Raw genomic sequence first — 11409 nt, 5'->3', positions numbered from 1 at the left:
ATCCGGGATGTGGCCTACCCGCGACCGCGTTAGGCGGTCCCGCCTGACCCGTCTGACACTACGGACAAGCGCATCCGAGCACCTACCAGAACCGGGACGCTCTCGCTCATTTCGCCACCCCGGGCAGCCAGGTCACCCGCTGGGCAGCTGCGAGTTCCTCGCGCGCTTGGTCGAGTTCGAGTGATAGCTCGGCTGCGGGGCTCACGAGGGCGCGAACCCGCTCTCGTTCTGCGGCGAGTTCAGCCCTGGACTTCGCCAGGGCGTCTCTCAACGCTGTGTTGTCCTCGGCCATGCTCTGGGCGGCCTTCGGGGTGAAGTTCTGTGCCTGGGCCCGCGCCTTTAAGCCCCCGTCTCGACCGCCTGCTGGACAAGCTGCTTCAGGCCTTTAGGGTTGGCTCCCCTCAGCTCGCCGAGCTTGTTCCCGTCCTGGAAGGCCATGAAGGTCGGCACGACTGCGACGCCGACCTCCTCCTTGATGTCCTCCAGCTTGTCGACGTCAACCGTGTAGAAAACGACGCCGGAGTTTTCTGGATCTTCCGAGAGCTCTTCCAGCACCGGCCTGATCTTCCTGCACGGGCCGGACCAGGCTGCCCAGAAGTGGATGACGACCGGCCTGGAGCCGTTGACGATCTCCTTGAACTGGGTGCGGCTCGTGATGGGAGTGACAGACATGCTCAGGCACCTCGCTTCTCATGACTCACAGCGATCGAATAATCACCTACAGTGATATTAGCGCGAGAGGGCCGACCCGACCCGTCAGCCTTCCCGCCCGGCCGGCGAGCTGCTCGGCCACGCGCACCCGCAACCCTCACCGGCCTGTTTTCCGATACACCGCACAAGTCGGTAAACACCCGTCGTGCAGATCACAGTGGGCTCGGGTCTCCGCCGTATGGGTGCGCGGCCCGGACGTACTGCATTGCTGTGCAAGGGGACAGGCCGAAGAGGCGGATGAGGTGGACGGGGTCGGAGGTGTGTTTGGCCTCGTCGAGAATGCGGTCCATCCGCAGGCGTCCGACCTGCAGGCCCAGTCGGCGCAGTGGTTTGGTGATCGCCTGCGGGTTGACGGCGGGGTGGGTGTCGTCGACGGCGGTGCACACGGTCACGAGCAGATAGGGGTTGGTTCTGGTCGGCCAGCGGCGATGGCGTTCGGCCCGCCACCATCGGGCTAGGCCCTCGGCCTCCTGCTCGCGGTCCTGGTCACCGCGGCCAGCGTCCAGGACTCCAACGCCGGAACCCGCCTGCTCGACCATGTCGCCGCCCGCCACCCCACGATCCGCAAGACCTGGGTGGACGGCGGCTACCGCAAGCACTTCGTCGAGCATGCCGCCACCCTGGGTATCGACATAGAAATCACCGCCCGCGCCCCCGGGACCAGGGGATTCACCCCGATACCCAAACGCTGGGCGGTGGAGCGGACCTACGGCTGGCTGATGCTCCACCGCCGCCTGACCCGGGACTACGAGACCCTCCCGGCCCGCTCCGAAGCAATGATCCACCTGGCCATGACCGACCTCATGGCCCGCCGCTTCACCGGCGAGAACACCATCTCCTGGCGTGACCCGACATCACCGGATCAAATCCGCATCCCGGGATGAAATAACGGGAGAAAACGACCTCTGAGGCAGCCAAACAGCCGGCCTGCGCCCAGGGGCGGTCCCTAAGCAGGGCTGCCCCTGGGCCGCCAGGCGGATCGCCTCAGGCCACGGGCACGATCGGGACGCGGAACTGGCTGGCATCGCCACCGAGGAGCCTCGGGAGGGATGCGGCCGCCACTTCGTGGGGCTGGCCCAGTGAGACGCCGCTGACCTCGTCCAAGCGCGCATAGTGGGCAGCGTCGAGCTGCACGTCGAGCGCGGCCAGGTAGTCCTCCAACTGTGGCAGGGTGCGCGGTCCGATCACCGGAACCAGCGGGGTGGCGGCCCTAGAGGCGAACTCGCGGACCCAGGCGACTGCGACCTGGGCGGCAGGCAGGCCGGTCTCCTTGGCGACAGCGAGGACGCTGTCCACGACGGCCGTCTTGCGCTGGGTGTCCTCGGTGTGAACGATGCGACCCCAGTCACTCAGGCGCCCTTCGCTGCTTGTGCGGTACTTGCCCGTGAGCAGCCCGCCGCCCAGAGGCGACCACAGTGCGCCGCCGAGCCCGAGCGCTTCGGCCATGGGGAGAATCTCACGGTCCGCGGTGCGCTCCACGAGGCTGTACTCGAACTGCACGCCGATGACCGGTGCCTGGCCTCGCAGCTCGGCCAGGGTGACCGCGCGGGAGGTGCGCCAGGCGGGGAAGTTGGACAGTCCGGCGTGCAGGATCAGGCCGCGCCGGGCCAGGTCATCCAGACCCCGCACGATCTCGTCCATGGGGGTCACGGTGTCGGGCATGTGGACCCACAGCAGGTCGATGTGGTCGGTCCGCAGCCGCTGGAGGCTGTCCTCTACGGCCCGTCGCATGTTCTGGCGGCTGTTGCCCACGGCCAGCACCCCCGGGTCGACGCCGACCCCGTAGGTGAACTTGGTGGCCAGGGTGAAGTGGTGACGCCGGCCGGTGAGCAGTTCGCCGAGGATCTCCTCCGACTCGCTGCCCTGGTAGCTCTCGGCTGTGTCGAGGAACGTACCGCCGGCCTCGGCGAAGCGGTCGAGGATGCGGCGGGCCTCGTCCCGGTCTGTGCCGGCGGCGACTGTGGTGCCGAACGTGCCGGCACCGAGCGCCACCTCGGACACGCGAAGGCCAGTGGTGCGGCCGAAAGTCGTGTACTGCATGGAAGTCTCCCAAGGGACAGCGAGCTCAGGATCGGGGTGCCGGCCTGGACGTGACGAGGCGCGCAGGTCGACCCCCCAGCACAGGGTTCGATTTTGAGACTTATTCGTCAATATGGTGTTGCGGGTATGAAAGCGAAGCGAGTGAGGCGATGGTCGAGCAGGCGCTCGTGCCGTGGGGCCGGCCGTCAGCCGACCCCGTATACACGGTGCGGCCTCACCAGCACAGCGGCGCGACGCTCCGTCGCCATCACGTGGTCGTACTCCTCCCAGTCCCCGTGCCGCCCGCCGGCGGCGACGAAGATCTGCCTCAGGAGAATGCGGGTGCGCTCCGCGTCGAAGGCCGGGTGGTGGTCGTCAGGGCCGATGATCTCGGCCGTGCCCTCCACCGTGGCCCACGACCAGCCGACGCGCGCGGTCGCCGCGAGCCGTGGGCGGGCCCTGAGGTTGTTGAGCTTGACCTTGCCGGCGGCCACGAAGGCGACGACGCTCCCGTCGTCAAACGGGTGGGGCATGACGGCGAGGTTGACCACTGACGCGTGCACGGCGCCGTTCGCGCGCAGGGTCGAGACCACTCCGAGGCCGTCCGCGGAGGCGGCCAGGGTCTGAAAGTCTTGCAGGGTAGTCATGTGCAGCTCCTGGCGAGCATGCGCTCTGCAGTCCTGTGGTCCGCTCGTCGCCTGCTCACGCTGTGGGTTCGAAAAACATACGGACTACACTGGCAGCAGCCCGAGCAGAAGGAGGCGGCGGTGACGGTAACCGAATTCGACATCTTCGCGAGTGATGGGACGCGCGTCTGCTCGATCGCCGATGCCCTCGAACTCGTCGGTGACCGGTGGTCACTGCTGGTGATCCGGGAGCTGGGCTTCGACGTGCGCCGCTTCGACCAGATCCAGTCCCGCACCGGGGCCCCGCGCCAGATGCTCGCCGCTCGCCTGCGCAAACTCGAGGACGTGGGCATCGTCGAGCGCAGCAAGTACCAGGACCGGCCAGTGCGCTACGAGTACCTGCTCACCGCTGCCGGCCGCGAGCTCATCCCGATCCTGTCCATGCTGCGGCAGTGGGGAGAGCGGCACGCGCCGCCCCGTATAGCGAGCAACGGCCTGCCGGCCACTGCGGCCACGCCGGTCGAAGCCGACTGACCCCTCCCATCTGGCGCGCAGGCGTGCCGCCACCACCGAAGTCGTCGGGTCCCCTGCCAGGGGGCCCGACGACGGGCTGAGCCTCAGGCCGGGAGGAAGGGCTCGTCGTAGCGCGCGGCGTCCCTGGCGCCGAGGACGTGCTGGGCGACGGGCCCGATGGGAACCCGCAGCGGGACGGTGCCTGCCTCGACGAGGTCCGCAAGAGCGGATGCCACCTGTTCGGGGCTGCTCATCATCTCCGGCGGAATGCCACCCTCCAGCAGGGCCGCGTAGGGGTCGTCGTCCAGGGCGTACGTGGTCATGTTGTCCAGTGCGCCGGAGCTGATGGGACCGGGCTCGGCGAGCGTGACGTCGATGTCCAGCTTGGACAGCTCGATGGCGAGACTCTCGCCGAACGCTTCCAGCGCCCACTTGCTGGCCGCGTACGCGGAGTTGCCCGGCATGGCGATGCGTCCGCCCATGCTGGAGACGAGCACCAGGCGGCCGTTGCCTCGCCGGCGCATCTGAGGCAGCAGTGCCTGCACGACGCGGAGCGCGCCGACAGTGTTCTGGGCGTACAGCCGCTCGATCTCTTCGAGCGGGCTCGCCTCAACGGCAGCACGGAAGATCACACCCGCATTCGAGATCAATGTGTCGACCTCGCCGGCCTGCTCGACAGCGGCATCCACACTGGCCTGGTCGGTGACGTCCAAGCGCAGACGCTGCGCGACATCGAGGCCGTCCAGGGTGCGCGGGTCGCGGGCGGTGGCGACCACGCGGTGGCCACGCCTGGCCAGCTCGGCAGCGGTGGCTCGGCCGACACCCTTCGAGGCTCCGGTGATCAGGATCGAAGTCATGACGTGCTCCTTGTTCACACTGCGGGGACAGCCCTCGGGCCGCCCGCATCAATGGTGAGTTCGATTTTCGAACTTTATAGTGAGTTCCGTTTTCGAACTCTCTTGTTCAACGGTACCCCAGTGAGTCAGAAAAGTGAACTGACTCGGGGGCTACTCCCATGCGGCACCCGCGCGGGCCAGCTCATGGGCCCCTGACCTGTGTGCGCAGCCCGCCGACCACGGGAGCAGGACCCCCGAAGAGCCCCAAGAGAAGGTTGAAGTACTTCAGGGCGCCGGTGACGTCGCGATAGGCGGCGGAGTGGCCCTGTCACGGGGTAAATCAGACGGAGACCTGCAGGGGCTGCAGGGTGTCCACGGAACCGGCGCTCGCGGGTCAGCGCCCGTACGCCAAGCGCCGACGGCCACGGCAGAGGCCGCGGCGATTCTTCCCGTGCGGACCGTGTGGAGAGTGGTCTCCCGGTGCTCGATCGTGTCTCGGGCCCTCTCCTGGTTCTCCCAGGCCCACCAGCCGCCCGAGTCAGGCACGCTGAAGAAGGTCATCCGGAACACGAGGCGCTGCCACCCGGCCCGGTACGACGACCTCGAGACGCGGGCCTCCACCTTCGGCAGGACGCGGCTGGCGGGACGCTGGAACGTGGCGTCGGCGCTGGGGTGCTACGCGCCCCCCAACCTGACCGTGTAGTCGGCCAGTTGCGTTCGACAGGGCGGCGACGGAGGCCAAGATCGGGAACAGTAGCCAGCCACGGCGAGGTAGTCGATCAGGTGCATTTCACGACCAGCGCCTGTTCGCGTAACTCCTCCCGGCAGCGGGGGGAGGAACTATCGCGATCAGGCCCTGTGGGTATCGTCTGACTCTGGTTGATCTGCTATCGAGCCGCCTTGCCCGTCGTGGTGTTCACGGTCTCACCGCCTTGACCGAGGAGCGCTTGACAGGCCGCGTCCGCGCTGTCGAATATCCGGCAGCTCATACCGACCCCGGTCAGATCGAGCAGACGTCGCACCACTTGACTGGGAGCGGCCAGGGACACGGATCCGTCGATGCTCCGAACCTCATTTATGGCTCGTATGATGACGCCCAGTCCAGCGGAGTCCATGAACGGCACTTCCGCCAAGTCCAGCACCAGGTGACGGCGTCCATGCACTACCTGGCCCGCGAGCTGGTGCTGCAGGACGAGGCCCGTGTCGACGTCCAGCTCCCCACTGATGGTGATGATCGCGGCGTCGGAGCTGATCACGGACACCTCTACACTCAGACCTGCCGGCTCGGTCACAAGCCCTCCTCGAACGGGGTATACGCGGCAGCAGCTCTGCTACCCCGTCCGACTGCCTTCATCCCTGGACTGCAATGGGCCGTGGCCTGACGGGGCCACGGGCGATCGGACGGAACACCCGGCGTGAGGTCAGTGGCTGGAGGCGATACGCATCGGCCCCGCAGACAGGAGGAGCAGGGTTCCACTGCTGAGTCTGAGGGGCCGGTGCATGACTCACGTACCCTGCGGTGCGCCCGATAAGCCGGATCTCTCCCAACTGCCGCACATAGGCCTCTCTTTCACGCCAGTGGGCCCGGCCGTATCGGCCGGGCCCACTCATGGCTCGTGCGTGGCGCGCTCCTCGCGCCGGTGTCCTTCGTCTACCAGCGGTACCAGCGGCCCCTGCGGCCTGCGCTGTCCGCGGAGCGCACGACGAAGCCGAGCAGCCACACGATGAGCACGATCACCGCGATCCACCACAGTGCCTTCAGGGCGAAGCCCGCGCCGAAGAGGATCACAGCCAGCAGAAGAACCAGAAGCAGGGGAACCATCGTTATCAACCTCCTGGCAACCGGATGCCCTTACTCCAGCCCTACAAGCACACAAAATATGAGTTACTTCCAAGGAATGAGGGGCATACGCGCTGTCGCACGCCGTGGACGGTTCCCCCTTTCTCGCACCTCACGCAGCGTGCATCGCTCAAAGCCATGCCGTGGCCCCGGGTTGGACCGGTACGGGACGCGCACGCTGCCGGCACCCCAGACCGGCGACCGAGGGAGCTCAGCTCCACGACCGTCATCGAAAAGGCCGAGCGCAGGCCGAATATAGGGAGCGCACGGCTCTGTAGGTCCCGTGAACCGCAACCGGCGGGCGAAGCTCACCGCCGACAAGAGCTTGCCGCGCTCGCCGGCCTCGGTCTGGAGTGGGCCGCAGCCTGACGGAACAACGACGGCGCCCGCCCCGGGATGCCGCCCCGGGGCGGGCGCCGTGTTTGGTCGTGGGCCCAAAGGTCTTGGACGGCACGCAGGACCTGGTCCACCCGGGCCATGGCCCCAGGGGCAACGGAGCCGAGGAGCTTCGCGCCCTCGAACCGGTTGACCCGGTGATGTTGACGGCGACCGCGGTGCACGGGATCGGGTCGCCGATCACCACCGACATGGCGGTATCCGGGTACTTGCCGCTGTCGTGCAGCACGATCACGAGCACCGCGCCGTACGTCTCAGGACGGGCATCAGGGATGCGGCCCAGGCGGCGGATGCCGGCGCCGTGGTAGCGCAGGGCGCCCTTCAGCTCCACCAGGGCCGCGTGTGGACGATCGCGAAAATTCCCAGGCGGAAGTTCACGTAATTCCCCAGCTACTGACGTGAGCTGATGGTGAGGCAGACCGTAAGCTGTTTCCAACCTCAGCTTGAGCAGGTCAGATGCAAGGTGAGGACCGCACCCGCAGCAACCGCTTCCAGCGCTGAACACTTCGCGAAGCGCTGCAGGCGGTCGCGAACTGGCAGGTCGCTAACAACGACGACGAAAGACGGATCAGCGCGCCGGCTCAGACGTGCCTCGCACCTGGTCACGGCTGGCGACCACCAGGTATCCATCGCTCTCGGGGTCGAAGTTGGTGGACTGCACCGTGAGCCCAACGCTCCGCATCTGCGCCACGAGGTCCTCGTACCGGTAGGGCCAGATGGACAACCGCTCCGAACAGGCTCGTACTGCCCCATCCCGCTCGATCTGGGCGACCACGATCTCGAGGAAGTGTTCCTGCTCCCAGCGCTGCTCGATCTGCCAGTAGTAGCTGACGACCGCATCGCGGTCGTTGCGGCGGATGAGTCGATCGCGGACGTCTACCCGTGAGCCGGCGGAGCGCACGAGCTCCCAGTTGCGTGAGTGGAGCACAAGGCGTCCGCCCGGCTTCAGCAGCCGCGACATCGCGTCCAGTGCGGTCAGGCGCCCGGCTGTGCCCTGGGCGTGCCCGAGCGAATTGCCGACACAGAACACCAGATCGAACGTGGAGTCCTCCAGGTGGTCGGGCAGCTCGTCCCAGCTCGCGCGGAAGGCTCGAAGCGAGACACCCTGCTCGTCGGCGGCCTTTTCGGTCCGGCGAACCATCCCACTGCTGGCGTCTGCGGCGACCACGTCAAGGCCAAGGCCCGCAAGACCGACGGCGAGCTGGCCGGTTCCACACGCGCAGTCGAGGACGCGCGCGTTGGGCGGCAGAGAGCCCACGACATCGCTGTAGTAAACCGCGGCTGCCTTTGCGGGGGTCAACCTGTCGTCCCCGATCAGCCACTCGTATACGTCGGAAAGCGCCCCATAACCAGCCACCGCGATAACCTCCATCACCCGCGACACGCGGGCTAGACCGCGCCTGCGATTCGGACCTTGCGCCTCGCACTGTGCCGGGCCGTGTCAGCGAAGCATTGAGCAGGACCCAACCACTTCCGGCCGCTGAGACTCCACCGGATTTCGTGGGAAAGCGCGGCACGCCGCACCGACGCAGATCCCCACTGCAGCGGCGCCCCATCGGCCACGATGGGGACCGCGGCCGGCAAGGGCGTGTTCACTGCGGAGCGCTTTAGGCACAGCCATCCAAACTGATTGCCGAAACGCCGCGTCCGGATGAAGGACCGCCAGCGACCGCCTCTACTGCCACGTATCCCGACGACGTCCACCGGTTTTTCCTATTCGGTCTTGTCGGTGGGGTCCTAAGAGCTCATAACACGATCTTGGTGGTGTCATCGAGGCATCGCGTTGGTCGGATCCATGCTGGGCCGCTCCGGCGAGCTGCCAGGCTACGGACTGGTCCTGGAGAGCGGCGCTCTCTGAAGGCCGGCTGGTCTCTTGGCGATGCGGCTCGGGCTTCCGATACGTTTCGTGGCATGAGTGGCAGCTTCGACGTGGCCCACGCTCTGGACGGCGGGATTGCCGACCAGGAGCGGGCCTGGACATTCATCCGCAGCTTCGCTGCCGCTTGGGGCGATGCGCTGGCCGAGGACGACGGCACGCCCAGGGCGGAACTGGCGCAGGCCGAGGCGATGCTCGGCTGCTCCCTGCCGACGGCGCTGCACGAGTTCTATACGCTCGCGGGTGGCCGGACCGACCTGGTCGCCAACCAGGATCCGCTGCTGCCGCCTCACGAGGTGTTCGTGCATGACGAGTGTGGCGGTGTCCTCGTCTTCCGCAGTGAGAACCAGGGCTGTGCCTTCTGGGGCGTGCGCCTTACCGACCTTGATCGGGACGATCCTCCGGTGCTCGTTCAGGCGCGGCACGGCTGGGTGCCGTTCTTCGAGCGGGTGTCCCTGGCCTGCGTCGAACTCGTACTGAGCGAGGCACTGTTCGGCGCTGGAGGACGGCTGTATAACGCGTGCGAGCTGCCCGCGGACCTGCTTGGTGCGGTGCCCGAACGCTTTCAGCGGGTCCAACTGCCGGACTACCCAATGTGGACAGGTCCGGAGGACTCCCCCGTGCGTTGGTTCTCTGCCCCGGGCAGGCTGCTGCGCCAAGATGGCCTGGGCGTCCACAGCTGGCTTCACGTCCGGGGCCGGACCCGCGCCGATCTGGATGTGATCTGCGCCGCCGTTCCTGGGCGGTGGTCCTTGGGATACACCGAGTCACTCAGCTCCGACCCGCTGCCCTTCTGATCTGCTGCGGACCTTCTTGAGGCGTCTCCAGCAGATGAGGCCGCAGGCCAGGCAGGCGAGGGCGTCGTGCAAGTCGAGGCGTCTTTCCCAGCGGACGGCCAGGCGCTTGAAGTGGTGCAGGAGCGAGAAAGTCTGCTCGACGACGTAGCGGAGCGTGCCCAGGTCCTTGATGTTCGGGGCGCCCTTACGGGAGATCACCGGCAGGATGCGCCACCTGCGCAGCTGACGCCGGTTGGGGTTGCTGTCGTAGCCCTTGTCGCCCAGAAGCGCGTCGGGCCGCCTGCGCGGACGGCCCGGCTTCCCGGCAACGAGCGGGATGCCGTCGACCAGGGCGAGGGTCTGGGTGACGTCGTTGACGTTGGCCGCGGTGGTGATGACCTTGCGCGGGGTACCTTTCCCGTCGCAGATCAGGTGGTGTTTACTGCCCGTCTTGCCGCGGTCGACCGGTGACGGGCCGGTGGCCTCACCCCTTTTTCGCGCGGATGTGGGAGGCGTCCACGCAGGCCCGCGTCCAGTCCAGGGCGTCGGCCGCGTGCAATTCGGCGAGCAGGGTGTGGTGCAGCGTCTCGAAGACGCCGGCTTCGTGCCACCGGCCCAGTCGGCGCCAGCAGGTCTGTCCGGAGCCGAACCCCAGCTCCAAGGGCAGGAGTTGCCAGCTGACGTCGCTGTAAAGCATTTACAGGATGCCCTGCAGACACAGCCGGTCATCCACCGGCTTCGGACCGGGTGCCTTCTGTGGCCAGGGCGGCAGAAACGGCTCGATCAACGCCCAGAGGTCATCGCCCAAAATCCACGGTCGAACACTCACACCCTCCCAAACGGCCGAATCGTCACACCGGTCACGCCCGTCCCGCTGCGGCAGCGGAACGCGCATCTACGACGGCCAGGGCGATTCATCGGCGGCCGGGGCGCCTTCCAACGGAAGGCGATCGCGGTAGTACTCCGACTCCAACCAGTCCTCCCTCACGAAAACCGGCCGCGACATCCGCACGCCGCCGACCTCCTGTGAGCGCAGAAGGACCCCCAGATCGGTCAGGGCGAGGGAGTCATCGAGGGTGTACAACAAGCAACTCCCGTGCTCGGCGGCGTAGTCAAGGAGGAACTGGTCCGCCTCCTCGGAATCCCGGCCGGCCAGTGCAAAGCCCGCCAGCGAGACCTGCGGACCCGTGACCGCATCCAGGGCAATGCACGCCAACGTGCCCGCGTCGTAGAACACCTTCACCCCGCTGGCGAAATCTTCCTGCTCGTAGGGACCGCCCACCCGTTTCTGCGGCTCAGAGACCCAGAGCGCGTCGGCAACCTCGGCCGGGCTCATCCCGAACCGCAGTGGCCCCAGCCCGGCTCCGGGCAGCAACTGCCAGTTCTCCCGTCCCCCGTTTGCGCTCACGTGATCCACCCCTTCAAATGGCCATCCCCGGTGTCCTGCATCGCGTGCGAGACCAGCGCCCAAAGTGCCACCTGAACTGACCGAGCACCAACTGACGTGCTTGGGCACACCGCGTCCCTCAGCAAGATCGTGTTACGAGTTCTAAGCACGCTTGTTCGGGCGGTAGCTAGGCCCATTCATGATCACCTGATGGCTGGTGTTGATGAGCCGGTCCAGGAGGGGCTCGGCGACGACGGGGTTGGGGAAGAGGGGATACCAGTCGCTGGACGCCCTGTTGCTGGTGATGATCAGAGACCGTCACTGCCGCTCGGAGACGAGTTCGTGGAGGTCGTCGGCCTGGGCCGCGGACAGCCGGCGCATGGTGAAGTCGTCGAGCTGCCGCTGCCCGTCGGCTACGCAGTCCGGCTG

Annotated in this window: 12 protein-coding genes and 3 pseudogenes; 4 read left to right on the top strand and 11 right to left on the bottom strand. The window is 67.2% G+C overall.

Going from position 1 to position 11409, the window contains the following annotated elements; translation table 11 throughout:
• Nucleotides 1-339: 339 nt before the first annotated feature.
• Both ABT254_RS20380 and ABT254_RS20375 read right to left on the bottom strand, forming a co-directional pair.
• Nucleotides 340-672, bottom strand: coding sequence for a thioredoxin family protein (locus ABT254_RS20380; protein WP_351471730.1), 333 nt, complete (start codon nucleotides 670-672; stop codon nucleotides 340-342).
• A gap of 191 nt (nucleotides 673-863) precedes the next feature.
• The gene (locus tag ABT254_RS20375; protein WP_351471728.1) at nucleotides 864-1265 is read right to left on the bottom strand and encodes a hypothetical protein; all 402 of its coding nucleotides are present in this window, start codon (nucleotides 1263-1265) and stop codon (nucleotides 864-866) included.
• Between ABT254_RS20375 and ABT254_RS20370 the strand changes: the two are divergent.
• Nucleotides 1173-1595 (top strand): annotated as a pseudogene (locus ABT254_RS20370) (transposase); the annotation flags it as partial. The gene ABT254_RS20375 and the pseudogene ABT254_RS20370 overlap by 93 nt on opposite strands.
• A gap of 100 nt (nucleotides 1596-1695) precedes the next feature.
• Here the strand turns inward: ABT254_RS20370 and ABT254_RS20365 are convergent.
• Both ABT254_RS20365 and ABT254_RS20360 read right to left on the bottom strand, forming a co-directional pair.
• Nucleotides 1696-2751, bottom strand: coding sequence for an aldo/keto reductase (locus ABT254_RS20365; protein WP_351471725.1), 1056 nt, complete (start codon nucleotides 2749-2751; stop codon nucleotides 1696-1698).
• A 185-nt stretch (nucleotides 2752-2936) separates the two neighbouring features.
• Nucleotides 2937-3377 carry a TIGR03618 family F420-dependent PPOX class oxidoreductase gene (locus ABT254_RS20360; protein ID WP_351471723.1) on the bottom strand — a complete coding sequence of 147 codons (441 nt, stop codon included), beginning with the start codon at nucleotides 3375-3377 and terminating at the stop codon, nucleotides 2937-2939.
• A 120-nt stretch (nucleotides 3378-3497) separates the two neighbouring features.
• Between ABT254_RS20360 and ABT254_RS20355 the strand changes: the two genes are divergently transcribed.
• Nucleotides 3498-3890: a winged helix-turn-helix transcriptional regulator gene (locus ABT254_RS20355; RefSeq protein WP_351471721.1), complete on the top strand. Its 393-nt coding sequence runs from the start codon at nucleotides 3498-3500 to the stop codon at nucleotides 3888-3890.
• An 83-nt stretch (nucleotides 3891-3973) separates the two neighbouring features.
• On the opposite strand, the gene ABT254_RS20350 is transcribed toward ABT254_RS20355, so the two are convergent.
• Nucleotides 3974-4726 carry an SDR family oxidoreductase gene (locus ABT254_RS20350; RefSeq protein ID WP_351471718.1) on the bottom strand — a complete coding sequence of 251 codons (753 nt, stop codon included), beginning with the start codon at nucleotides 4724-4726 and terminating at the stop codon, nucleotides 3974-3976.
• A 469-nt stretch (nucleotides 4727-5195) separates the two neighbouring features.
• Here ABT254_RS20350 and ABT254_RS20345 point away from each other — a divergent pair, with 469 nt between their 5' ends.
• The gene (locus ABT254_RS20345) at nucleotides 5196-5408 is read left to right on the top strand and encodes a hypothetical protein (RefSeq protein ID WP_351471716.1); all 213 of its coding nucleotides are present in this window, start codon (nucleotides 5196-5198) and stop codon (nucleotides 5406-5408) included.
• Between the two features lie 184 nt (nucleotides 5409-5592).
• On the opposite strand, the gene ABT254_RS20340 is transcribed toward ABT254_RS20345, so the two are convergent.
• The 3 genes from ABT254_RS20340 to ABT254_RS20330 all read right to left on the bottom strand — a co-directional run bounded on the left by ABT254_RS20340 (nucleotide 5593) and on the right by ABT254_RS20330 (nucleotide 8313).
• Nucleotides 5593-5997 (bottom strand): STAS domain-containing protein, encoded by a 405-nt coding sequence (locus tag ABT254_RS20340; protein ID WP_351471714.1) that lies wholly within the window; start codon nucleotides 5995-5997, stop codon nucleotides 5593-5595.
• A gap of 359 nt (nucleotides 5998-6356) precedes the next feature.
• Nucleotides 6357-6527, bottom strand: a complete 171-nt coding sequence (locus tag ABT254_RS20335) for a DUF5670 family protein (RefSeq protein WP_351471711.1) — start codon at nucleotides 6525-6527, stop codon at nucleotides 6357-6359.
• A 982-nt stretch (nucleotides 6528-7509) separates the two neighbouring features.
• Entirely contained in the window at nucleotides 7510-8313 is an 804-nt protein-coding gene (locus tag ABT254_RS20330; protein ID WP_351472005.1) for a class I SAM-dependent methyltransferase, read from the bottom strand.
• 539 nt (nucleotides 8314-8852) lie between these two features.
• On the opposite strand from ABT254_RS20330, the gene ABT254_RS20325 reads away from it, so the two are divergent.
• The gene (locus tag ABT254_RS20325; RefSeq protein ID WP_351471709.1) at nucleotides 8853-9614 is read left to right on the top strand and encodes an SMI1/KNR4 family protein; all 762 of its coding nucleotides are present in this window, start codon (nucleotides 8853-8855) and stop codon (nucleotides 9612-9614) included.
• Here the strand turns inward: ABT254_RS20325 and ABT254_RS20320 are convergent.
• From ABT254_RS20320 to ABT254_RS46555, 3 genes and pseudogenes are all read right to left on the bottom strand, one after another.
• Nucleotides 9585-10488 (bottom strand): annotated as a pseudogene (locus ABT254_RS20320) (IS5 family transposase). The gene ABT254_RS20325 and the pseudogene ABT254_RS20320 overlap by 30 nt on opposite strands.
• A complete protein-coding gene (locus ABT254_RS20315) occupies nucleotides 10489-11001 on the bottom strand; it encodes a hypothetical protein (RefSeq protein ID WP_351471707.1) in 513 nt (170 codons plus the stop codon). It lies immediately after the preceding pseudogene.
• Nucleotides 11002-11142: 141 nt separating this feature from the next.
• Nucleotides 11143-11376, bottom strand: a pseudogene (locus tag ABT254_RS46555) (ATP-binding protein); the annotation flags it as partial.
• Between the last annotated feature and the right edge of the window lie 33 nt (nucleotides 11377-11409).

This window comes from Streptomyces sp. NPDC001137, from assembly GCF_040298885.1.
Classification (GTDB): Bacteria; Actinomycetota; Actinomycetes; order Streptomycetales; family Streptomycetaceae; genus Streptomyces.
The sequence above is the reverse complement of the archived record's forward strand: the minus strand, read 5'-3'. Positions and strand labels throughout refer to the sequence as shown.

Excerpts from the sequence above, each read along its gene's own strand:
- ABT254_RS20380 (WP_351471730.1), bottom strand. The coding sequence starts at position 672 with ATGTCTGTCACTCCCATCACGAGCCGCACCCAGTTCAAGGAGATCGTC.
- ABT254_RS20365 (WP_351471725.1), bottom strand. The coding sequence starts at position 2,751 with ATGCAGTACACGACTTTCGGCCGCACCACTGGCCTTCGCGTGTCCGAG.
- ABT254_RS20360 (WP_351471723.1), bottom strand. The coding sequence starts at position 3,377 with ATGACTACCCTGCAAGACTTTCAGACCCTGGCCGCCTCCGCGGACGGC.
- ABT254_RS20350 (WP_351471718.1), bottom strand. The coding sequence starts at position 4,726 with ATGACTTCGATCCTGATCACCGGAGCCTCGAAGGGTGTCGGCCGAGCC.
- ABT254_RS20335 (WP_351471711.1), bottom strand. The coding sequence starts at position 6,527 with ATGGTTCCCCTGCTTCTGGTTCTTCTGCTGGCTGTGATCCTCTTCGGC.
- ABT254_RS20330 (WP_351472005.1), bottom strand. The coding sequence starts at position 8,313 with ATGGAGGTTATCGCGGTGGCTGGTTATGGGGCGCTTTCCGACGTATAC.
- ABT254_RS20325 (WP_351471709.1), top strand. The coding sequence starts at position 8,853 with ATGAGTGGCAGCTTCGACGTGGCCCACGCTCTGGACGGCGGGATTGCC.